A 22176-nucleotide genomic window follows, 5' to 3' on the forward strand; every position below is an offset into this window, starting at 1 on the left:
GAGTACGGGGGCCGGGAGATGAGGACGTGCGGAGCGGTCAGGCCGTGGATCGCGCATCCGTCGCCTGCTCGGCCACCTCTGTCCCGTCGTGGTCCGCCACGCCGGCCAGGTCGCGGTGCCGGGTCTCCTCGGCGACACCCACCGCGATCAGGGTCAGCACGGCCGCCGCGATGACGTACAGGGAGATCGGCGTGGAGCTGCCGTAGTCGGACAGCAGCGCGGTCGCGATCAGCGGAGCGGGGGCGCCCGCGGCGACCGAGGCGAACTGGGCGCCGATCGAGGCGCCGGAGTAGCGCATTCGCGTCGCGAACATCTCGGAGAAGAAGGCGGCCTGGGGCGCGTACATCGCGCCGTGCAGGACGAGCCCGACGGTGACGGCGAGGACCAGGTTGCCGAAGCCGCCCGTGTCGATGAGTGAGAAGAAGGGGAACATCCACAGGCCCACTCCGGCGGCGCCCAGCAGATAGACGGGCCTGCGGCCGATCCGGTCCGACAGCGCGCCCCACGCGGGGATGACGGCGAAGTGCACGGCGGAGGCGACCAGTACCGCGTTGAGCGCGGTCTGCCGGGAGACGCCGGCCGACGTGGTGGCGTACACGAGGATGAAGGCGGTGATCACGTAGTAGCTGATGTTCTCCGCCATACGAGCGCCCATCGCGACCAGGACGTCGCGCCAGTGGTGACGCAGCACGGACACCAGCGGCAGCCTCTCCGCGGCGGACCCCCGCGTCCGCCCCCGCACCTCGGCCCGCGCCAACGCCTCCTTGAACACAGGCGATTCGTCGACAGACAGACGTATCCACAAACCGACGACGACCAGCACGCCGGACAGCAGGAACGGGATCCGCCAGCCCCAGGCGACGAAGGAGTCGTCCGACAGGGTGGCGGTCAGCAGCGAGAGCACGCCGGTCGCCAGGAGCTGCCCCGCGGGTGCGCCGGTCTGCGGCCAGGAGGCCCAGAACCCGCGCCGTTTCGCGTCCCCGTGTTCGGACACCAACAGGACGGCACCGCCCCACTCGCCGCCCAGAGCGAAGCCCTGGACGAGGCGCAGGGCCGTCAGCAGCACGGGGGCCGCCGCGCCGACCGTCGCGTGCGTCGGCAGCAGACCGATCGCGAACGTCGCCCCGCCCATCAGCAACAGGCTGAGTACGAGCAGTTTCTTACGGCCGAGCCGGTCCCCGTAGTGTCCGAAGACCAGCGCGCCGAGGGGCCGGGCCGCGAAACCGACCGCGTACGTGAGGAACGACAGCAGCGTGCCGACGAGCGGGTCGGAGCCGGGAAAGAAGAGCTTGTTGAAGACGAGCGCGGCCGCCGAGCCGTACAGGAAGAAGTCGTACCACTCGATGGTCGTGCCGATGAGGCTGGCGGCGACGATGCGCTTGAGGTTGGCGGGTGGTGGGGGAGCGGTTGCCGCGGAGGCCATGTGCGCCACTTCCTTGTGTGCCGTGGGGACGGGTACGTGTGGGCACACCGTAGGAAGACGCAGGTCAGGGGCACATGTGGTGGGGCAACATAGTTCGGAGGGTGGCTATGCGTGCGGCCACCATGCCGGTTCGCGGACGGGCGGTTCTCTGATCGGCCCGGAGTCGTAGCGCGTCACCAGGGCACCTCTCCCTCGTCGTCGAAGAAGCGGCCCGTCGGCCCGTCGGCCGACACGGTGGCGAGCCGGATCGCGGCGGCTGCGCCCTGTTGGGGGGTGCGCACTCCCCGGAAGTCGTTGAGGTCGGTCGCCGTGAAGCCGGGGCAGACGGCGTTGATCAGGATGTGGGTGTCGGCCAGTTTCTTGGCGTACTGCACGGTGACGGCGTTGAGGAACGTCTTCGACGGAGCGTAGGCGATGGAGATGGGGCCCGTCTCGGCGCCAGGCGTGGTCTGGAGTGCGAGGGAGCCGACGCTGCTGGAGACGTTCACGATCCGCGGCGACGGCGAGCGGCGCAGCAGAGGGAGCAGGGCGTTGGTGACGCGGATGACGCCGATCACGTTGGTCTCCACGGCCGCCCGCACCCGGTTCACGTCGACCGTGGTGGGCTCCTGCGGTCCGCCGCCGGTGATCCCCGCATTGTTGACGAGCGCGTCGAGCCGCCCGGCCCGCTCCTGCATCAGCCGGGCCGCCGCTGTCACGCTGGCGTCGTCGGTCACGTCCAGCGGCACGCCGAACGCGTCGGCTCCGGCCGCGCGCAGCTTGTCCACAGCGGCCTCGCGCCGCTCCTCGTTCCGCGCGCCGATTCCGACGGACCAGCCGAGGGCGCCGAGCCCGGCGGCGATCTCGTACCCGATGCCCTTGTTGGCTCCGGTCACCAGCGCGACCTTGTGGTGGTTCACGGTGTTCGTCTCACTCATGACAGCGATACTTCTCCCCCGCCGGGCAGGGCGTCCAAGACCGACTGGGTGGACGGCGATACCGCCCGGGTATCGCTCCTGGCCGTCGCGGTTAGGCTGGCGGGGTGGAGACACGTGAGCTGCGGTACTTCGTCGCGGTCGCCGAAGAGCTGCATTTCGGCCGGGCCGCGCAGCGGCTCGGGATCGCCCAGCCCCCGCTGTCGCGGGCGATCGGCGGGCTCGAACGGCGCCTGGGCACCCTCCTGCTGGAGCGCGGCAGCCGGGGTGTCGCCCTGACCGGACCGGGGGCGGTGCTGCTGCGGGAGGCGCGGGCGGCGCTGGACGCCGTCGAGGCCGCCGAACGGCGCACCCGCCGGGCCGCTCTCGCGGCGACCGGCCGCCCCGCCGTGGTCCTGGCCGCGAAGGCGGGCGCCTCCGGTGAACTGCTGGCGAAACTCCTCGACGCCTACGCCGCCGAGCCCGACGCGGTCGCCGTGGACGTCGTGCTGTGCGGGCCGGGCGAGCAGGCACGGTTGCTGCACGACGGCCGGGCCGACGTAGCCCTGCTGCATCGGCCATTCGACGACACGGGCGGCTTCGACACCGAGGACCTGCACTCCGAGGGGCAGCTCGCGATCCTCCCGGCGGGCCACCCTCTCAGCGCCCGCCCCCACGTGCGGCTCGCCGAGGTCACCGACCTTCCCGACCTGCCCCTGCCCCGCTGGCCCCGCCCTGACGGCACCTTCCCGGACGGCCCCGGACCGCAGGTGCGCGACCACACGCAGCTCACCCAGCTCATCGCCCTCGGCCGCGCCTGCGCGGTCGTGCCGGAGTCGGGCCGCACCGGCCTGCGCGAGGACCTCACCGCCGTGCCGGTTCCCGACGCCCCCCGCGTCACCACGGTCATCGCCTGGCCCCCGCACAGTCGCTCCACGGCGGTCGCGGGGCTGGTCCGCGCCGCCACTGCCCTGTGAGCGAGTCGGACGACGGTGTCTCTCCTCAAGCCCGGCCGTGTTGGCGCCGGTTGGGGGAACGAGACCGCCCGGCTGCTGAGTGGTGGTCAGCAGCCGGGCGGTTGGGGTGTGTGGGGGTCAGGCGCGGGCGCCCGCGGGCAGGTCACCCATCTTGTTCACGACGGCGCGGGAGAGTATGGCGCTGGTGCCGGTGAGCATGCCGGCCTTGCCCTCCGGGGTGTCCTTGACGAGGTAGCTGCGCTCTCCGAGGAACAGGTGGGTGTCGCGGTCGAAGATGTATTCCGTGCGCTCCCCGTTCGAGACGTGGGCGATGGCTTCGCCGTGCCGGCCGGCCGCGTCGGTGGCGTCCTTGACGAGGACGACGCCGGGGATCTTCGCGGCGGCCCGCCAGATCGCGGAGGCCACGTCTCCGGGGACGATCGACTCGGACACGGTGTCGCCGACCCAGTTGAACGCGGCCGCGTCCTTGCCCGGAGCCTCGCCGCGGGTGGCGGAGTAGATCTGCTTCAGCAGTGCGTCGGGGTCCGTGGACAGCGAGGCGATCTGCGGAACGGTGCCCGGCCTCGGGGGCTGCGACGCTGCGTCGGGGTTGACCACGCCCGCGCCGCTGTTGTGGATCGTGATGTTCTGGCCGCCCTCGTGGATGAGGCCGTCCTTGGAGGGGTCGGCAGCCAGCCACACCTCGCGCTGGTGGACGGCGTCGAGCTTGGCCGGGCCGCCGATGGTGCGCTGCTTGACCTGGTGGGTGAAGCCGACCTTGCTCTTGACGTAGATGAACTGGTGGGCACCGACGACCGGGGACTTCTGCTTGCCGGCCGCAGCAGCGACCTGGCTGAGAAAGGCGGTGGCGCCGTGAGCCGAGGCAGGCTGCACGGTGATGACCGATGCCATCGCCACACTGTCATCAGCGGGCCCCGTGCCGGACCCGGTGACGCTGACGGCGACGGCGGCGGCGACGGCCAGTGCCGCGACCGGCGCGGCGATCAGGCTCCAGCGGGGTATACCGCGCTTCGCGGCGGGAGACGGCTGGGCCTGCGCGCCGACCTGGGTGACTTCCTGCATCAGATATTCCTCGAGACGTTGAGACCGGGCGGGAGAGAGACCAGGCGTGCCGGGGCGCGGCAGCAGGTGGGACAGCTCCTGGCGCTCGACCTCGTCACCGTGCTTCGGAGCGTTCATCGGGCTTTCTCCTGTATCGACCGGACCGCGGGTGTGCGGTCGCCCTGTATCTGTCGGATGTCCGCAGGGGGTTCCACTCTTTTTCTCGCGCGTCCCAGTTCTTGTTCCGTCAGCTTGAGCAGACGGGCACGTGCCCGGGACAGCCGGGAGCGCACGGTGCCGACCGGGATGCCCAGGGCTTCGGCCGCCGCGGCGTAGCTGAGGTCGGACCAGACGCACAGCATGAAGACGTCGCGGTCCCCGCGGCGCAGCCTGGCCACCGCCGCTCTGGCGGCTGCGAGTCTTTCACCGTCGTCGATGCGCTCAGTGACCTCGTCGGAGAAGTCCGGCACCGTCTCCGGTACCGGGAAACGGGCCAGGATCCGCTGATGTTTACGCGCCGCCCGTCCGCGGTTGCGCAGGACGTTGGTGGCGATGCCGTACACCCACGGGCGGACGCTCTCGTCACCCTCCTCCAGCCGCTCCCGCAGACGCCACACTTCCAAAAACGTCAGCGACACCGCGTCCTCGGCCGCCGACCAGTCACCCGTAGCCCTGTAGGCATGCGCGTAGATCGCCTGGCCCAGTTCCTGGAACAGCTGGCGGAAGGCTTCTGGATCGCCGGCTCGCAGACGAGCTCGCAAGGATTGCTTCACGCAGGTACCTGTCGGTCGTACCGGGCCAGTTCCCGTGAGGTGGGTCACAGCCAGGTGAGGCGCGGCAGGATTTCGGCACCCCACTGTTGCGTGCCCTCGATGGGCCGATCGTCCCTCGACGGGGCGCGGCGCGAGCTGTGGCTGCCGACCGCGGTGACTACCCCTCTGTGTTTGTTTGAATAGTAAACGACCTCGGATCGATGCTGGACCTGCACCCTCGACCACGGGCCGCGCGCCCGCACCGGACGCACCCCTTCGGGATGCCTCCCTCGTCCGCGGGAACCCGACTTTGTCCTTGGTGGGGAAAAAGTCTTGGGAAGTTGTGCTCAGTGGGTTACGGAGATTTACAAAGGTCGCTAACTTCTTGAAATGAACCGGTCATAGCGCTGCTGTGGCCGGGATGGCCGGCGCGACGGCGCGCGCCTGTGCACCGCTTGGCAGTCCGGCGAGGGCTGTCGTCATCCCACCCCACTATGGGAGACCTCTGTGCGCAAAAAACCGCTCGGACACAGACGTGTCCGTCACCTGGTGACCGCCATGGCCTGCGCCGTCGGCTGTCTGCTCCCGATCGCACCGGCCGCCGCACAACAGGCGGATCCGGTCGACGCACCGAAGGCGGCCGCCGTCGAGTACCAGCAGGTCACGCTGGCGAAGGGCGTGGCCGAGACGGGTGAGCCGATGACCCTCGCGGTACTGCCGGACCGCTCGGTCGTGCACACCGCCCGGGACGGCACGATCCGGCTGACGAACGCCGCGGGGACCACCTCCGTCGCGGGCAAGCTGGACGTCTACAACCATGACGAGGAAGGTCTGCAGGGCGTCGCCGTGGACCCCGGCTTCGCGTCCAACCGGTACCTCTACCTCTACTACGCGCCCAAGCTCAGCACCCCGGCCGGTGATGCCCCCGCGGACGGCACGGCCGCCGACTTCACCCCGTTCGACGGGGTCAATCGGCTGTCGCGGTTCGTTCTGAGGACCGACGGCACCCTGGACCTCGCCGGCGAGAAGAAGATCCTCGACGTGCCTGCCTCCCGCGGCATCTGCTGCCATGTCGGGGGCGACATCGACTTCGACGCGGCCGGGAACCTGTACCTGTCCACGGGCGACGACACCAACCCGTTCGCCTCGGACAGCTACACCCCGATCGACGAGCGCGCCACCCGCAATCCCGCCTTCGACGCCCAGCGTTCGGCGGGCAACACCAACGACCTGCGGGGCAAGGTTCTGCGGATCAAGGTGAACGCCGACGGGTCGTACGCGATCCCGAGCGGCAACCTCTTCGCGCCCGGCACCGCGAAGACCCGCCCCGAGATCTACGCGATGGGCTTCCGCAACCCCTTCCGCATGAGCGTCGACAAGCCCACGGGCACCGTCTACCTCGGCGACTACGGTCCCGACGCCGGCACCGCCAGCCCCACGCGCGGACCCGGCGGGCAGGTGGAGTTCAACCGGATCACCAAGGCCGGCAACTTCGGCTGGCCGTACTGCACCGGTGACAACGACGCCTACATCGACTACGACTTCGCCACCGGTGCCTCCGGGTCCGCCTTCAACTGCGCGGCGCCCAAGAACAGTTCGCCGCGCAATACCGGCCTGACCGACCTGCCTCCCGTCCAGCCCGCCTGGATCCCCTACGACGGCGCGTCCGTCCCGGAGTTCGGCAACGGCTCGGAGTCCCCGATGGGCGGCCCGGTCTACCGGTACGACGCCGCCTCCACCTCCGAGGTCAAGTTCCCGCAGGAGTTCGACGGTGACTTCTTCGCCGGGGAGTTCGGCCGCCGCTGGATCAAGCGCATCGAGGCCGGTACCGACGGTGCCGTGCAGTCCATCAATCCCTTCCCCTGGGCCGGCACCCAGGTGATGGACATGGCCTTCGGCCCCGACGGAGCCCTGTACGTCCTCGACTACGGCACCGGCTACTTCAGCGGCGACGAGAACTCCGCCCTGTACCGCATCGAGCACGTCACCGACGGGCTCGCCCCGACCGCGCAGGCGAAGGCCGACGTCACCTCGGGCAAGACGCCCCTGGCCGTCGCGTTCTCCTCCGCCGGCAGCACCGACCCGGACGGTGACGCCCTCAGCCATGCCTGGAACTTCGGCGACGGCGCCACCTCCACCGCCGCCAACCCCTCCCACACCTACGCGACCAACGGCCAGTACACCGCCACGCTGAAGGTCACGGACACCACCGGCAAGTCCGCCACGGCCTCCGTGCAGATCACGGTGGGGAACACCGCACCCACGGTGAAGCTGGACCTGCCCCTGGACGGAAGCATCTACGACTTCGGCGCCGCCATCCCGTTCAAGGTGACGGTGACCGACCCCGAGGACGGCACCGTCGACTGCACCAAGGTGAAGGTCACCTTCATCGTCGGACACGACAGCCACGGCCACCCGCAGACCTCGACCACCGGATGCAGCGGCACACTGCAGACCCTGGCGGACGGCGAGCACGACCCCAACGCCAACATCTTCGGCGTGATCGACGCCGAGTACACCGACAAGGGTGCCGGCGGCCAGCCCGCGCTGACCTCGCACGACCAGCACGTCCTTCAGCCCGGCCACCGGCAGGGCGAGCACTACGGCGCCTCCGCGGGCGTCGACGTCATCTCGCACGGTCCCGCACACGGCGGGAAGACCGTCGGCAACATCGAGAACGGCGACTGGATCTCGTTCCGGCCGTACGCCCTCGGCAACGCGACGCGGTTCTCTGCCCGGGTCTCCTCCGGGGGTGCGGGCGGCACCATCGAGGTCCGCTCCGGCTCCACGACCGGCACCCTGCTCGGCACGGCGACCGTGCCGGTGACCGGCGGATGGGAGACCTTCCAGGACGTGACGGCCGGCCTGAGCAACCAGCCCAGCGGCTCCACTTCCCTGTACCTCGTCTTCAAGGGCGGCGGCGGTGCGCTCTTCGACCTGGACGAGTTCTCCTTCACCACCTCGGGCGGCAGCGCCGGTTCGGGTGAGGTGAAGGGGGTGAACGGCAAGTGCCTGGACGTCGACAACGCTCAGACCGCCGATGGCACCAAGGTGCAGATCTGGACGTGCAACGGGTCCGTCGCCCAGAAGTGGACGGTCTCCGGCGACGGCGTGCTGCGCGCGCTGGGCAAGTGTCTCGACGTCTCCGGTGGTGCCGCCGCCGACGGGACGAGGATCCAGTTGTGGACCTGCAACGGTTCGGGTGCGCAGACCTGGGCCGCCCAGCCCGACGGCACGGTCCGCAACCCGCAGTCCGGCAAGTGCCTCGACGCGTCCGGCGGTACCTGGAACGACGGCACGCCCGTCCACCTGTGGACCTGCCATGCCAACGCCAACCAGAAATGGACCCTGCCGTAGGAGGGAGGAGACCGACCATGCGTACGTACCTGAAGGCGGCCCTCGGCCTGTTCGTCGGCGCCACGCTGTGCCTGTCATCGCAGGCCACGGCGCTGCCCGGCGCGGTGAGCCGGTCGGCCACCGATTCCGTGACCGCTGGAGCACGGCCGCTCGCGGCGGCCGACCCGGCGTACAAGATCCTCGTCTTCTCCAAGACGGCGGGCTTCCGCCACGACTCGATCGACGACGGCATCGCCGCCCTGCGCGCCCTGGGCACCGCGAACAACTTCACCCTGGACGCGACCGAGGACGCGCAGGCCTTCACGACGGGCAACCTCGCCCAGTACAAGAGCGTCGTCTTCCTGTCGACGACGGGCGACGTGCTGAACACCGCCCAGCAGACGGCCTTCGAGCAGTACGTCAAGGGTGGCGGCGGATACGTCGGCATCCACGCCGCCGCCGACACCGAGTACGACTGGCCCTTCTACGAAGATCTGGCCGGGGCGCTGTTCCACTCGCACCCGGCCATCCAGTCCGCGACGGTGAAGGTGGAGGACCGGGCGCACGACGCCACCGCGCACCTGGGCTCCTCCTGGCAGCGCACGGACGAGTGGTACAACTACCGCACCAACCCGCGCACCACCGCTCACGTCCTGGCCTCGCTCGACGAGTCCAGCTACTCGGGCGGGAACATGTCCGGCGACCACCCGATCGCCTGGTGCAAGGACTACCAAGGCGGGCGGGCCTTCTACACCGGCGGCGGCCACACCGACGAGTCGTACACCGATCCGGCCTTCCGGCGGCACCTCCTCGGCGGCATCCGCTGGGCGGCCGGCATGACCGACGCGGACTGCCGCCCGGAGACCGGTTACACGCCGCTGTTCGACGGCTCGTCCACCAGCGGCTGGAAGCAGGCCGGCCCGGGGCGGTTCAGCCTCGCGGACGGCACGCTCAGCTCCGTGGGCGGGATGGGGTTGCTCTGGTACAACGCCCAGGAGTTCACCGGCGATTACTCCCTCAAGCTCGACTGGAGGATGGCCGGGGACGACAACTCCGGTGTCTTCATCGGCTTCCCGTCCTCCGACGACCCGTGGTCGGCGGTGAACAACGGCTACGAGATCCAGATCGACTCCACCGACACCGCCGACCGCACCACGGGCGCCGTGTACGGCTTCCAGTCCGCCGACCTGGCCGCGCGGGATTCCGCGTTGAACCCACCGGGGGAGTGGAACACGTACGAACTCCGGGTCACCGGGGAGCGGTTGGAGATCTTCCTCAACGGGCGGAAGATCAACGACTTCACCAACACCGATCCCGTACGGAGCCTTCGCCAGGGATACATCGGTCTCCAGAACCACGGGGACGGGGACGACGTCTCGTTCCGCAACATCCGCGTCAAGGGGGGCGGCGGGCAGGATCCGGGAACCCGTTCGGGTGAGGTGAGGGGGGTGAACGGCAAGTGCCTGGACGTCGACAACGCTCAGACCGCCGATGGCACCAAGGTGCAGATCTGGACGTGCAACGGATCGCTGGCCCAGAAGTGGACGGTCTCCGGCGACGGCACATTGCGGGCGTTGGGCAAGTGTCTCGACGTCTCCGGTGGTGCCGCCGCCGACGGGACGAGGATCCAGTTGTGGACCTGCAACGGTTCGGGTGCGCAGACCTGGGCCGCCCAGTCCGACGGTACGGTCCGCAACCCGCAGTCCGGCAAGTGTCTTGACGCGTCAGGCGGTACCTGGAACGACGGCACGCCCGTCCACCTGTGGACCTGCCATGCCAACGCCAACCAGAAATGGACCCTGCCCTGACCCGAGGCCGGCGGGGGCTCCCTCCGAGGGGGGTCCCCGCCGGCCGGGGGAGTCGGCACGGTGAAGGGCTGCCGGGCCGGTGCGATCTCGGCGCGGCGGGTGGTGTCCTGGTCCGGGTGCTCAGGTGCGCCCACGACGAAGCACTGGTTGCCGGCCCACGGCAGCTTGAAGGCGTACGAGGGGCGTCGCGGTCTTGATCTTGGTCCTGGCCGCAGCTTCTGAGTCGGCATCAGCCGTCGCACCGCCTGGCTCCCGCACCGGGCGCAACCGGTATGCGCCCCGCATGTGTTTCCCTATTCGGCCGGGCAGGCCGGCGCGCGCGCCGGGCCCTCCGTCTCCCGATGGGCGGCGGCCGGGCGGAAGCACGCGGTCACCGTCTTGCCGTGCCGCTGGCACTTCATGCTCCAGTCGTCAGCGAGGGTGCGTACGATGCCCATTCCCCGTCCGGACGTCGCGCCGGGCTCCGGGTCGCGCTGCCGGGGCAGGGTGGGGTCCTCGTCGTGGACGCTCACGTGCAGGCAGTCGCCGTCCCAGGTGAGGACGAGGTGGGCGTCGCTGTGGGCGTGAACGTGGGCATTGGTGAGCAGTTCGGACACGCAGAGGACGACCGCGTCAGCGGTGTCGGGTTCCTCGGCGGCCCATGGCAGGGACCTGAGATGGTTCCGTGTCCACTGTCGTCCGGCCCGCACGCCTCCCGACACCGCGAACGAGTGCGCCCAGCCCATGGCTTTGACTGCCACTGTGTCTTCACTTCCTTGCCGTTGTCCGCCCAGGTCCGTGCAGGAGCCGGGTACCCCGGCCTCGTGCGGGCAGGCGCTCCGATCGCGCCGACCGGTCGTCCTCCACACGGACGACCGCTGCACTCGGCCGGATCTCGGCACCGCGCCCACGCGACCCCTGGGGCGGGGCGGCGCGGGCGCGGTGACACCTGGAGCCGTGGAGCTGTGCATACCTGACGTGCCGGCTGGTCAGCCGACGTGCCAGAAGACACTGCCGCCGTTGTTCGCGGCGACGACGAACATCACGACCATGAGCACGAGGTCGGCCACACCCAGGCCGATGTCCCACTTGGGCATCGCGCTCGCGGTCTGACGCAGTGCGACGGCACCGAAAACGATCGCCAGCGGTCCCAGGATGATCGGCAGGATGAACAGGCCGACGATGCCGCAGACCAGTCCCGCGATCGCCAGACCGCTGGTCCGGCTCGTCCGCTGCGCACCGCTTCCGCTGTAGCTCGTCATAACTCTTCTCCCGAAATGTCGCCGTACGTTACGTGTGGCCCTTTCAGTCTCTTTCGGGTTACCCGACATCGACAGGTCATGCCTGACTGTCGTCACCAAGCTCCCTCACTCCGCGAACAGTTGGGGTGAAGGCCGGACGCCGGGAGGGGTCGGTGCGGCGACTGACCGGGCCCGGCCGTCGCACCGCGACCGGAGGGGCCCGCCGCACTGTGAGGGACGATTCAGCGGCTGCCGACAGTGCGGTGTCAGGAGGTCAGACGGGTCACCACCGAGCGCATCGCGTGGCGCAGGGCGAGGCGCGTCTCCTCGGTGGCGTCGAGGGTCTCGAAGCCGTGGTGGCCGTTCGGTACGTCGACCAGTTCCAGATGTGCCCCGCAGTCCTTGGCTGCGGAAACGAACGCCTCCACGGTGGCCGCGATCTCGGGTGTCTCCCGCCCCGCGCGCAGCAGGACGAGGGGCAGGGCGCCCGCTTGCGTGACCGCCCGGACCGGGTGGAACCGGCTGCCGGTCAAACCCCAGTTGGGCGGCGGCGCCAGGATCGGGTACGAGGCGGCCAGGCAGCGCAGCCAGGCAGGGGGGTGCCTCAGCCAGTCCGCGGTGAGCGGGCCGCCGCCGGAGAAGAACCACAGGGCGATCCGGTCGGCGTCCACCCGGGGATCGGCCCGCACCAGGTCCAGGGCGGCGGTGACATCCGCGGCGGCGCGTTCGAAGTCGCCGACATCGTGCAGCCGGTGGTCGAGGGTCACGCCGATCACGCCCTCGGCGGCCGCCAGGCGGGCGTATCCCACCAGGGTCGGCCAGTCGCGCGGGGTCGGCCGGGCTCCGGCGGGCACCGGGCCGCCGTGCACGAAGACCACGGCCGGTCGAGGGCCCTTGGCGTCCGGGATGTACAGGTCGACATGTCCCCTGCGGTCACGGGGAAGTTCGGGTACCTCCAGCGGGAACGGGCGGAGGTGGACGGGAGTTGCGGAGGCGTCGACCGGTCGCAGGCGGCGCCCCTCTCCGGCCGCGGCCCGCAGCAGGACGTCCGCCAGTGCGGAGGGGCAGGACAGCATCGGCCAGTGACCGGTGGGCAGTTCGAAGAAGGTGACCTGGGGTTCGGTGAGGGCCGCCATCGCCGGGTCGCCGAGATCGACGCGCTGTTGCACCACGTCGACACCGACGCCGTTTCGGGTGCACAGCACTCCGGTGGTGGGCAGCGCGGCCACCGCTCCCGTCAGTCGCAGCGGCTGGAGCAGGGTGCCCAGCGGCTGCGGCACGGCAAGGGCGGTGAGCCGCTCCAGTGCCGCGGCCGAGAGGCCGTCCGTACTTCCCCAGCGTTCCCACTCGTCACCGGAGGGCGGCGCCAACTCACCCTCGATGCCGCTGTGTTGAGCCCGGTCAGCCAGCTGTGCCCGGAGGATCCGGTCCGGTACGGCGGCCAGGGCCGGGACGCGGTTCTGCGGCATTCCGCAGTCCAGGTACACGACGCGGGCGACATGCTGCGGCCGCCGGTCGGCGGCACCGAGCACCGGATGGATCCCGTAGTCGTGGCCGACGAGCACGATCTCCCGTCCGGGCGCCGCGCCCACCGCGTCGATCACCGCGATCACGTCCGCGATGTGCGTCTCCAGACCGACGCGGTCCGACGCGGCGGGCCGGCCCGCGTCGACTCCGGTGAGCGGGACCGCGTGCACCTCGCTGCCCGCAGCCGCCAACCGCGCGGCTGTCTCCTGCCACACACCTGCGCCGGTGAACACGCCCGCCACCATGATGAACACGGCCATGACTGTCTCCTCGAGTCCGACACCTGACGTCACGCCGTTCGCGTACGCCGAGGTCCGCGAACCCGGACGTGGGCCCGGGCCGCGCACGCCGGTACCGTAGGAACTCCCCCAGAGGGAGGTTCAACTGTCGTCGCACGAGGTTGTCTGGAGCATCGGTGAGCTCGCCGAGCGTGCGGGTGTCACGGTGAAGACCGTCCGCTTCTACTCCGACCGTGGTCTGCTGCCCGAGGCCCCCCGCAGCGGCGGCGGGCACCGCCGCTACGGCCCTGAGGCGCTGGAACGGCTGCGGCTGATCCGCTCCCTGCGGACCCTCGGCCTGCCCCTGCCGGACGTGCGCCGGGTCGTCGAGGACGAGGGTGCGGCGGGCCGGGTGCTGGAGGACGCCGTCGCGGGTCGTCTGCGCGAACTGGGCAGTGAGGTGAGGGCGTTGCGCTGGCGGGAGGCGGCGCTGCGGCTGGTGCGGGAGTGCCCGCCCGTCGAGCGGGCGGACCGGCTGCGACTGGTCGGCGCGGTGAAAGTCCCGCCGAGCACGGCGCCACTGGCCCGCTTCTGGCGTGCCTGGCTGCCGCCGCGGATGCCGGCCCGGGCGACGTCGGCGTTCCTGGAGGTGGCCGTTCCGCAGCCGCCCGACGAGCCGGACCCGGCGCAGGTGCTCGCCTTCGCCGAGCTGTATGCGATGACGACGGCTCCCTGCCCGGGCGGCCGACAGCCCCAGCCGGAGGTGCACCGCGTGGCAGGGGCCAATGGGGCGGCCGCGCTGTACGCGGGCCTCGCCGAGGCGTACGAGCTCGCGGGCCCCCCGTTGCGGCGGGCACGGGATCCGTACCCGGGTGAGGCGCTGGACGCCTACGTGGCTGCCTACGCGAGCGCGTACGGCAGCCGCGACAGCCGAGAGTTCCGCCGCCTGCTGGCCGTCCGGCTCGCCGCCGAGCCGCGCCTGGACCGGTACTGGGAGTTGACGGCGGTGGTGCTCACGCCGCCGGGCGGCAGGCCGGAACCGACCCCGGGCTCCGCGGACGACTGGCTGTGCGCGGCACTGGAGCGGGACAACGCCGCGGCCGCGTAGATCACGACGAAGCAGGGGAGCTGAAGGCCGCCGCCGTCGACCGTAACCAGCGACATCACGGCCCTGTCCAGGTGCAGACGGCGGGGTGAGTGGTGGACGGTCCGAGACACGGCGATGAAGGCCGCGACCCGGGCTGTTCACAGCGGTCGATCAGCGGTAGCAGCCGTATGAAGGCGAACACCCGCGACGTGGGCGGGGCAGGGCAACCGCAGCAGCACGATCCGTCGGCCTGACAGGCCGACCCCGCGAGCACCGACCGTTCGTGACCCTCTGCAGGTGCGCACCGCGACGGGAATCTCCGTTCCGGAAGGATGCCGAGCCCGTGTCATGCGACATCGATATTTTGCAGCTCTTCGCAAGCCACTTGCATGTGCTTGCAGAGTTCATTCTTTGCTTCGTCGGAATCTAGCGGGGTGGATGCGGGCTCTGTACGGTCGGGGCGCCGGTTTCCCGCACTCCTGAAGGAGCATCACATGCTGACAATCCCGAGACCCCGGCGCGGCATCCGCCGCGCCGGGGGCCGACTGGCGGTGACCGCCGTCGCCGCGGTCGGCGCGATGTGCGTGTCCGTCTTACCGGCCGCCGCCACACAGGAGGCGCCACCGTCCAAGGCGCTCCGGGCCGGCCCGACGGCCCACACTCCCCGGCAGACACAGACACAGACACAGACACAGACACAGACGGCAGCGAGCGCGGCGGCGGTGGGTGCGACGACTCCGTTCTCGGTCTACGAGGCCGAGGAGGGAACGCCGGGCGGAGGCGCGGCCGTACGGTCGCTGACCTCGGCGCCGACGACGCAGTACTCGAGCGCCGCCTTGGAGGCCTCGGGCCATTCCTATGTCCACCTGGGTGGCACGGGCCAGTCGGTGCAGTGGACGAACACCACCGGGCGGCCGATCTCCTTCCTCAACGTCCGCGCCAGCATGCCGGATTCGGCAGCCGGCGGTGGTGCGACGGGAACACTGAACCTGTACGTCAACGGGGTGTTCCGGCAGGCGCTGAATCTCAACTCGCGGCAGACCTGGGTGTACGAGGGCAACGGCAACTACAACACGAGCGACAACCAGAACCCCGCCGACGGCGACCCGAGGGTCTTCTGGGACGAGTCGCACACCTTCGTCACCGGGTCCCCGATCCCGGCGGGCGCCACGCTCTCGCTGCGGAAGGACTCCGACAACAGCGCGTCCTTCTACGACGTGGACTCCCTCGACGTGGAGAACCCGCCGGCGCCGCTGACACAGCCGGCGAACTCGATCTCGATCACGAGTTGCGGTGCGGTGGCGGACGACCATCCGACCAACGGCGCGGCCGACAGCCAGTCGGTGGACAGCCGGGCCGCCATCCAGAACTGCATCGACCAGGCCCGGTCGCAGGGCAAAACCCTGTGGATCCCGCAGGGCACCTTCTATGTGAAGGGCACCGCAGGACTGAACGCACAGGGGATCACCCTCGCGGGTGCGGGCATGTGGTACAGCACGATCTACCGTGACGTCCCGGTCCCCAACAGCACACCGCTGCCCGCACTGTTCAATCTGACCTCCTGCACCGTGCGGGACTTCCACATCGACGCCAACGCCGTCAGCCGGAGCACCATCGGCGGGGACGGCGGCGCGATGGACACCACCGGCACCGACTGGCTGGCCGACGGCATCTGGACCCAGCACACCATGTCGGGCTTCTGGGCCTCCGGCACCGGCGGGAAGGTGCAGAACAGCCGCCTGACGTCGATCTGGGCGGACGGGATCAACGTCAACAACGTGTCGCTGGGGGCGGACACCGGGAACAACCTGACGGTCACCGACAACTTCGTCCGCGGGACCGGGGACGACGCGATCGCCATCAACTCGGTGAACTACAACACCAACAGCGACGGTTCCAAGACCTACTACAACCCGATGACCAATGTCACCGTCAGCGACAACACCTCGATCGCCCCGTGGGGCGGCAAGGGCGTCGGGATCTACGGGGGCAGCGGTCACCAGGTCAAGGACAACTACATCAGCGACACGGCCCGCTACATCGGTCTCGGAGCGGGGCGCTTCGGTGTCAACGGCAGCGACCTGCTGTCCGCGACCGTGACGGGCAACACCGTGGTCCGCTCCGGCGGCAACGCCTACAGCCAGGGCCAGCCCGCCCTGCACATCGGCAACGGCGGCGACGGACAGAACGCCGGGATCGTCGACAAGGTCACGGTGACCGGGAACACCGTGACCGGCTCCCTCTACGACGGGATCGGCTTCTCCACCTCGACCAACACCCTGCTGCGGGACAACACGGTCAGCAATCCCGGCCGCAACGGCATCGCGATCTCGCCGCCGTTCTACCCCGCGCCCACCGGTTCCGCGACGATAACCGGCAACCGGGTCACCGGGCTGGGGTCCGGCGCCTCGGCCTTCGTCAACAACTCCAGCGGATTCGTCGCGACGCTGAGCGACAACGACTGGCCGCCGGCCGCCCCCGAGGGACCCTACGGAGGCACCCCGGCCGCCGTGCCCGGCACGGTGCAGGCGGAGGACTACGACACGGGCGGCCAGGGGCTGGCCTACAACGTCACCTCCGTCAACGGCAACGCGAACGCCTACCGTGCCGACGGGGTGGACCTGGACAACACCGCGGACACCGGCGGTGGTTACAACCTGGGCTGGACCAGCGGCGGACAGTGGTTCCGCTACACCGTGGACGTCGCCACGGCCGGCACCTACACCCTCGGTCTCCGGGTGGCGGCTCCGTCCGCGGTGGCCGGCGCGCTGCACCTGTCGGACACGGCAGGCACCGACCTCACCGGAGCCGTCGACCTGCCGGCCACCGGCGACTGGCAGACGTGGGCCACCGTGACCACACACGTGGTCCTGCCCGCCGGCCGGCAGACTCTGACTCTCCACCAGGACAGCGGCGGCTGGAACATCAACCACCTCGTCCTCGCCGCGGGGAGCGGCTCGCCGTCGGCCAAGCTGACCACGTCTCCCGGCTCACTGACCTTCGCCGACCAGACGGTGAACACGACCAGCGCCGCGCAGACCGTCACGGTCACCAACTCCGGCTCCGGCACCGCCTCGATCACGGGGGTCACCGCCGGCGGTGACTTCGCCCAGAGCAACACCTGCGGCACCTCCCTGGCCGCCGGAGCGAACTGCACGGTCTCCGTCACCTTCAAACCCACCGCGTCCGGCACCCGCACCGGCACCCTCACCCTGACCGGAAACCAGACCGGCAACCCCACCACGGTGGCCCTGTCGGGCACCGGCGGCACCCAGACCGACCTCGCCGCCGGCAAGCCCACCAGCGCGTCCAGCCACACCGACGTGTACGCGTCGTCGAACGTGACGGACGGCAATCAGGGCTCCTACTGGGAGAGCGCCAACAACGCGTTTCCGCAGTGGGTCCAGGTCGACCTGGGCTCGGCCCGGAGCGCCTCCCGCGTGGTCCTGCGGCTGCCCGCCACCTGGGGCGCCCGCACCCAGACCCTGACCCTCGGCGGCAGCACCGACGGCACTACCTTCACGCCCCTGAAGTCCTCGGCCGCCTACACCTTCGACCCGAGCAACGGCAACACCGTCACGCTCACCTTCCCCGCCGCCACCCAGCGCTACTTCCGCGTCACCGTCACCGCCAACAGCGGCTGGCCGGCCGGCCAGGTGTCCGAGTTCCAGATCTGGAACTCCTGACCCCGCCCTTCGACGGTGCCGCCGGCCACCCCGTCCGGCGGCACCGTCGACCCGCTCGGGCCACCGGAGAGCAGCGCGACCGCCCGTCCTGCCGGGTGACGTCGGCCGCGCGACAGCACCGCCGGCGTTCGCGCGCGAGCCACCGCGCACCGCGCGTTCCGGCGCCGATCCACTGGAACGGACCGGGCGAACCGGGGTGTCCCGCACGGCTTGTCGGAGCGGGCCACGGAGCGCGCCCGTTCCCTCGTCCCGCCACCCCCTGGGCAGCCGGGTACCGGCCGCAGCCCCGAAGCCTCACATTAGATCTTGCGGGCTACATTTTTTATATTGCAAAGTCCTGTTCAGTTATTGCGCGTTCATGTCACGGATATTACGGTCCCCCTTGCGTCGTCACCGCCCCCTCTCACCTCCCCCCGTCCCCCACCTCCCCTCGAGTCGCTTCGCCGATCACGGTCCATGGGTCCGGCGAGGTGTGCCGGCTCCGCGCCGGTCTGCGCCGATTGCTTGAGTTCTCACTTGTTTCCCGTCCCTCCCTCCCCGGCGGCGCCAGTCGAACAGTTCCGGCATTTCGTGATGAAAGGAGTGGTCCAGTGTTCCATTCCATCCGAGATCTGAGACGAGCCCTCGTCTGGGCGGTCACCACCGCGATGGTGGCCGCCGTCGGCGTCCTGGCTCTGACTGTCCAACCCGCTCTGGCGGCGGCGGCCGCCGCCACGGGCGGCAGCGGCGCGAGCCTGCCGTACGTCGAGGTGCAGGCGGAGAACTCCGCCACCAACGGCACACCCATCGGCCCGAGTTACACCCAGGGCCAGCTGGCCGACGAGGCGTCGTACCGCAAGGCGACGACGCTCCAGGGCACCGGCAAGTACGTCACGTTCACCACGCCGGTGGCGACCAACTCGATCAACTTCCGGTACAGCATCCCCGACACCTCGAACGGCTCGGTCTACACCGCCCCGCTGTCCCTGTACGTCAACGGCGTCAAGCAGCCCGACTTCACCCTGACCAACGCTTACAGCTGGTACTACGGCAGCTACCCCTTCACCAACTCGCCGGGCAACAACCCGCACCACTTCTACGACGAGGCCCACCGCCTGTTCTCCACCACCTATCCGGCGGGAACGACCTTCAAGCTGCAGGTCGATTCCGGTGACACCGCCTCCTCGTACACGATCGACTTCGCCGACTTCGAGCAGGTCGGCGCCGCCCTGACCGCACCCTCGGGGTCGGTGTCGGTGACCAGCAAGGGCGCCGACGCGACCGGTGCGAACGACGCGACCAGCGCCTTCAACGCCGCGATCAGCGCCGCCGGACCCGGCGGCACGGTGTGGATCCCGCCGGGCACCTACAACATCCCCGGCCACATCAGCGTCAACAACGTCACGATCGCCGGCGCCGGCATGTGGTACTCGACGGTCACCGGCACGGCGCCCGGCTTCTACGGCAACTCCGCGCCCTCCGCGAGCACCGGCGTGCGCCTGCAGAACTTCGCGATCTTCGGCAATGTGCAGGAACGCGACGACAGCGCCCAGGTCAACGGCATCGGCGGCGCGATGAGCGACTCGACCGTCTCCAGCGTGTGGATCGACCACATGAAGGTCGGCGCCTGGATGGACGGGCCGATGGACGGGCTGACGTTCACCGGCATGCGCATCCGTGACACCACCGCGGACGGCATCAACTTCCACGGCGCCGTCACCAACTCGAAGGTGACCAACAGCGACATCCGCAACACCGGTGACGACGGCATCGCGACCTGGGCGGACTCCGGTATCGGTGCCGACGCCCACGACACGATCTCCAACAACACCGTATCCCTGCAGATCCTCGCCAACGCCATCGCGATCTACGGCGGCCACGACAACACCGTCAGCGGCAACCGGGTGGTGGACACCGGCCTCGCCCAGGGCGGCGGCATCCATGTGGGGCAGCGCTTCACCTCGACGCCGGTCGGCACCACCACGATCTCCGACAACACCATGATCCGCGCCGGCAGTCTCGACCCGAACTGGCAGTTCGGTGTGGGCGCACTGTGGTTCGACGGCAGCCAGGGCGCGATCACCGGTCCGGTCAACGTGACCAACGCGCTGATCCAGCAGAGCCCGTACGAAGCCGTCCAGTGGGTCGAGGGCACCATCAGCGGGGTCAACCTCAACAACGTGACCATCGCCGGAACCGGCACCTTCGCGCTCCAGGAGCAGACCGGCGGCGCCGCCAAGTTCACCAACGTCACGGCAACCGGAGTCGGTTACTCGTCCCCGGTGTACAACTGCTCGGGCGGGAACTTCGCCGTCACCGACGGCGGCGGCAACTCCGGCATCAGCGGCACGCCGTACTGCGGTGGCTGGCCGGCTCCGGTCTACCCGCCCTACCCGTCCGAAGGCGTGACGGCCACCCCGGGCGCGCTGAACTTCGGTTCGGTCGCGACGGGTTCGACGAGCGCCGCGCAGACCGTGACGGTCTCCAACCCGACCGGCACCGCCGCATCCGTCTCGTCGATCTCCGCCGGCGGCGACTACTCCCAGACCAACACCTGCGGCTCGTCGATCGCGGCGAACGGCTCGTGCACCGTCAGTGTGAAGTTCGCGCCGACGGCGACCGGCAGCCGTAACGGATCCCTGACCGTCAACGCGGGCGGGACCACCAACACGGTCAGCCTGTCCGGTACCGGCACCGCGCCGGGCCCGGTCCTGAACACCGACCCGGCGAGCCTGTCCTTCGACGGCACGGTGGTCGGCTCGTCGGCCGCCGCGCAGAAGGTGACGGTGACCAACTCGGGCACCGCGTCGGCGAACATCTCGGGCGTCGCGGCGAGCGGTGACTTCAGCCAGACCAACAACTGCGCCACCCTCGCGGTCGGCGCGTCCTGCACGGTGAACGTCGGGTTCAAGCCCACCACGGGCGGACCGCGTACCGGCAACCTCACCGTCACCAGCAACGCCAACAACAGCCCGACCACCGTCTCCCTGTCCGGCAGCGGCATCGACAGCGGCACCGACATCGCCGCCGGACGGCCCGCGACCGCGAGTTCGAGCAGCAACCCGTACGTCCCCTCGAACCTCACCGACCCGGACGCGTCGACGTACTGGGAGGGCGCGAACGGCTCGTTCCCGCAATGGGCCCAGGTCGACCTCGGCCAGAACTTCAGCATCGGCAAGGTCGTGCTCAAGCTCCCGCCGGCGACGGCATGGTCGGCTCGCACACAGACCCTGTCGGTGCAGGGGTCCACGGACGGATCCAGCTTCTCGACGATCAAGGCCTCGGCCGGGTACACCTTCGACCCGAACGCCAACAACAACACGGCGACGATCACGTTCAACTCCACCACCGCGCGGTACGTGCGGGTGAACATCAGCGCCAACACGGGCTGGAACGCGGCCCAGTTGTCGGGCTTCCAGGTGTTCCCCAGCAGTGGCGGCTCCTCGCCCGCGACCCTGTCGGCCGACCCGACGTCGCTGTCCTTCCCCACCCAGGCGCTCAACACCGCGAGCAGCGCCCGGACGGTGACGGTGACCAACACCGGTACCGCGGCCGCGGCCGTCTCCGGCATCACCGTGACGGGCGACTTCTCGCAGACGAACACCTGCGGGGCCTCGATCGCGGCGGGCGCCTCCTGCACGGTGGCCGTCACGTTCAGGCCCACCGCGTCCGGCACCCGCACCGGCGACCTCGGCATCGCCAGCAACGCGTCGAACGGCACGACCACGGTCGCGCTGACCGGCACCGGGGCCGGCGCCGCACACCAGAACCTGGCGGCCGGGAAGCCCACCACCGAGTCCGGCCACAGCGACGTGTACGCGTCGTCGAACGTGACGGACGGCAACCAGGGCAGCTACTGGGAGAGCACCAACAACGCCTTCCCGCAGTGGGTGCAGGTGGATCTCGGTTCCGCGCAGAGCGCCGGCCGAGTCGTCCTCCAGCTCCCGGCCGGCTGGGGCGCCCGCAACCAGACGCTGTCCCTGTCGGGCAGCACCGACGGCTCCGCCTTCACCACCGTCAAGTCGTCGGCCACGTACACCTTCGACCCCGCCACCAACAACACGGTCACCATCACGTTCGCGGCGACCACCCAACGCTACTTCCGGGTGAACCTGACGGCGAACACCGGCTGGCCGGCCGGCCAGATCTCCGAGTTCCAGGTCTGGGACACCTGATCCGACCCGTGGGTGCCGCCGGGCGCGCTCGTGCCCGGCGGCACCCACCCGATC

13 protein-coding genes are annotated in these 22176 nt (G+C 70.2%); 6 read left to right on the top strand and 7 right to left on the bottom strand.

Annotated features, from left to right (window positions below):
- Positions 1–37 precede the first annotated feature (37 nt).
- The gene (locus OG199_RS37310) at positions 38–1423 is read right to left on the bottom strand and encodes an MFS transporter (RefSeq protein ID WP_405833234.1); all 1386 of its coding nucleotides are present in this window, start codon (positions 1421–1423) and stop codon (positions 38–40) included.
- A gap of 173 nt (positions 1424–1596) precedes the next feature.
- Positions 1597–2340: an SDR family oxidoreductase gene (locus OG199_RS37315; RefSeq protein ID WP_405833235.1), complete on the bottom strand. Its 744-nt coding sequence runs from the start codon at positions 2338–2340 to the stop codon at positions 1597–1599.
- 104 nt (positions 2341–2444) lie between these two features.
- Between OG199_RS37315 and OG199_RS37320 the strand changes: the two genes are divergently transcribed.
- A complete protein-coding gene (locus OG199_RS37320; RefSeq protein ID WP_405833236.1) occupies positions 2445–3293 on the top strand; it encodes a LysR family transcriptional regulator in 849 nt (282 codons plus the stop codon).
- Positions 3294–3410: 117 nt separating this feature from the next.
- Here OG199_RS37320 and OG199_RS37325 read toward each other — a convergent pair whose 3' ends face one another.
- The gene (locus OG199_RS37325; protein ID WP_405833238.1) at positions 3411–4472 is read right to left on the bottom strand and encodes a CU044_5270 family protein; all 1062 of its coding nucleotides are present in this window, start codon (positions 4470–4472) and stop codon (positions 3411–3413) included.
- Positions 4469–5107: an RNA polymerase sigma factor gene (locus tag OG199_RS37330; protein WP_401801872.1), complete on the bottom strand. Its 639-nt coding sequence runs from the start codon at positions 5105–5107 to the stop codon at positions 4469–4471. The genes OG199_RS37325 and OG199_RS37330 overlap by 4 nt, the downstream gene beginning before the upstream one ends.
- 537 nt (positions 5108–5644) lie before the next feature.
- Here OG199_RS37330 and OG199_RS37335 point away from each other — a divergent pair.
- Positions 5645–8443, top strand: coding sequence for a PQQ-dependent sugar dehydrogenase (locus OG199_RS37335; protein ID WP_405834790.1), 2799 nt, complete (start codon positions 5645–5647; stop codon positions 8441–8443).
- A gap of 17 nt (positions 8444–8460) precedes the next feature.
- On the top strand, positions 8461–10230 hold the full coding sequence (locus tag OG199_RS37340; protein ID WP_405833239.1) for a lectin: 1770 nt from the start codon (positions 8461–8463) through the stop codon (positions 10228–10230).
- 293 nt (positions 10231–10523) lie between these two features.
- Here OG199_RS37340 and OG199_RS37345 read toward each other — a convergent pair whose 3' ends face one another.
- The 3 genes from OG199_RS37345 to OG199_RS37355 form a co-directional block, all read right to left on the bottom strand.
- Positions 10524–10970, bottom strand: a complete 447-nt coding sequence (locus tag OG199_RS37345; RefSeq protein WP_401801877.1) for an ATP-binding protein — start codon at positions 10968–10970, stop codon at positions 10524–10526.
- Between the two features lie 228 nt (positions 10971–11198).
- Positions 11199–11471: a DUF4190 domain-containing protein gene (locus OG199_RS37350; protein WP_356809507.1), complete on the bottom strand. Its 273-nt coding sequence runs from the start codon at positions 11469–11471 to the stop codon at positions 11199–11201.
- A gap of 245 nt (positions 11472–11716) precedes the next feature.
- Positions 11717–13237 carry an alpha/beta hydrolase gene (locus OG199_RS37355; protein ID WP_405833240.1) on the bottom strand — a complete coding sequence of 507 codons (1521 nt, stop codon included), beginning with the start codon at positions 13235–13237 and terminating at the stop codon, positions 11717–11719.
- 124 nt (positions 13238–13361) lie between these two features.
- Between OG199_RS37355 and OG199_RS37360 the strand changes: the two genes are divergently transcribed.
- From OG199_RS37360 to OG199_RS37370, 3 genes are all read left to right on the top strand, one after another.
- On the top strand, positions 13362–14303 hold the full coding sequence (locus tag OG199_RS37360) for a MerR family transcriptional regulator (protein WP_405834792.1): 942 nt from the start codon (positions 13362–13364) through the stop codon (positions 14301–14303).
- 473 nt (positions 14304–14776) lie between these two features.
- The gene (locus tag OG199_RS37365; protein ID WP_405833241.1) at positions 14777–17968 is read left to right on the top strand and encodes a discoidin domain-containing protein; all 3192 of its coding nucleotides are present in this window, start codon (positions 14777–14779) and stop codon (positions 17966–17968) included.
- A gap of 590 nt (positions 17969–18558) precedes the next feature.
- Positions 18559–22122: a choice-of-anchor D domain-containing protein gene (locus OG199_RS37370; protein ID WP_405833242.1), complete on the top strand. Its 3564-nt coding sequence runs from the start codon at positions 18559–18561 to the stop codon at positions 22120–22122.
- The last annotated feature ends 54 nt before the right edge of the window (positions 22123–22176 follow it).

Origin of the sequence: Streptomyces sp. NBC_01176, from assembly GCF_045039825.1 — a bacterium.
Classification (GTDB): domain Bacteria; phylum Actinomycetota; class Actinomycetes; order Streptomycetales; family Streptomycetaceae; genus Streptomyces.

Bases quoted from the DNA above. Each gene is read 5' to 3' on its own strand.
- OG199_RS37310 (WP_405833234.1), bottom strand. From the start codon at position 1,423: ATGGCCTCCGCGGCAACCGCTCCCCCACCACCCGCCAACCTCAAGCGC.
- OG199_RS37315 (WP_405833235.1), bottom strand. From the start codon at position 2,340: ATGAGTGAGACGAACACCGTGAACCACCACAAGGTCGCGCTGGTGACC.
- OG199_RS37325 (WP_405833238.1), bottom strand. From the start codon at position 4,472: ATGAACGCTCCGAAGCACGGTGACGAGGTCGAGCGCCAGGAGCTGTCC.
- OG199_RS37335 (WP_405834790.1), top strand. From the start codon at position 5,645: ATGGCCTGCGCCGTCGGCTGTCTGCTCCCGATCGCACCGGCCGCCGCA.
- OG199_RS37340 (WP_405833239.1), top strand. From the start codon at position 8,461: ATGCGTACGTACCTGAAGGCGGCCCTCGGCCTGTTCGTCGGCGCCACG.
- OG199_RS37350 (WP_356809507.1), bottom strand. From the start codon at position 11,471: ATGACGAGCTACAGCGGAAGCGGTGCGCAGCGGACGAGCCGGACCAGC.
- OG199_RS37355 (WP_405833240.1), bottom strand. From the start codon at position 13,237: ATGGCCGTGTTCATCATGGTGGCGGGCGTGTTCACCGGCGCAGGTGTG.
- OG199_RS37365 (WP_405833241.1), top strand. From the start codon at position 14,777: ATGCTGACAATCCCGAGACCCCGGCGCGGCATCCGCCGCGCCGGGGGC.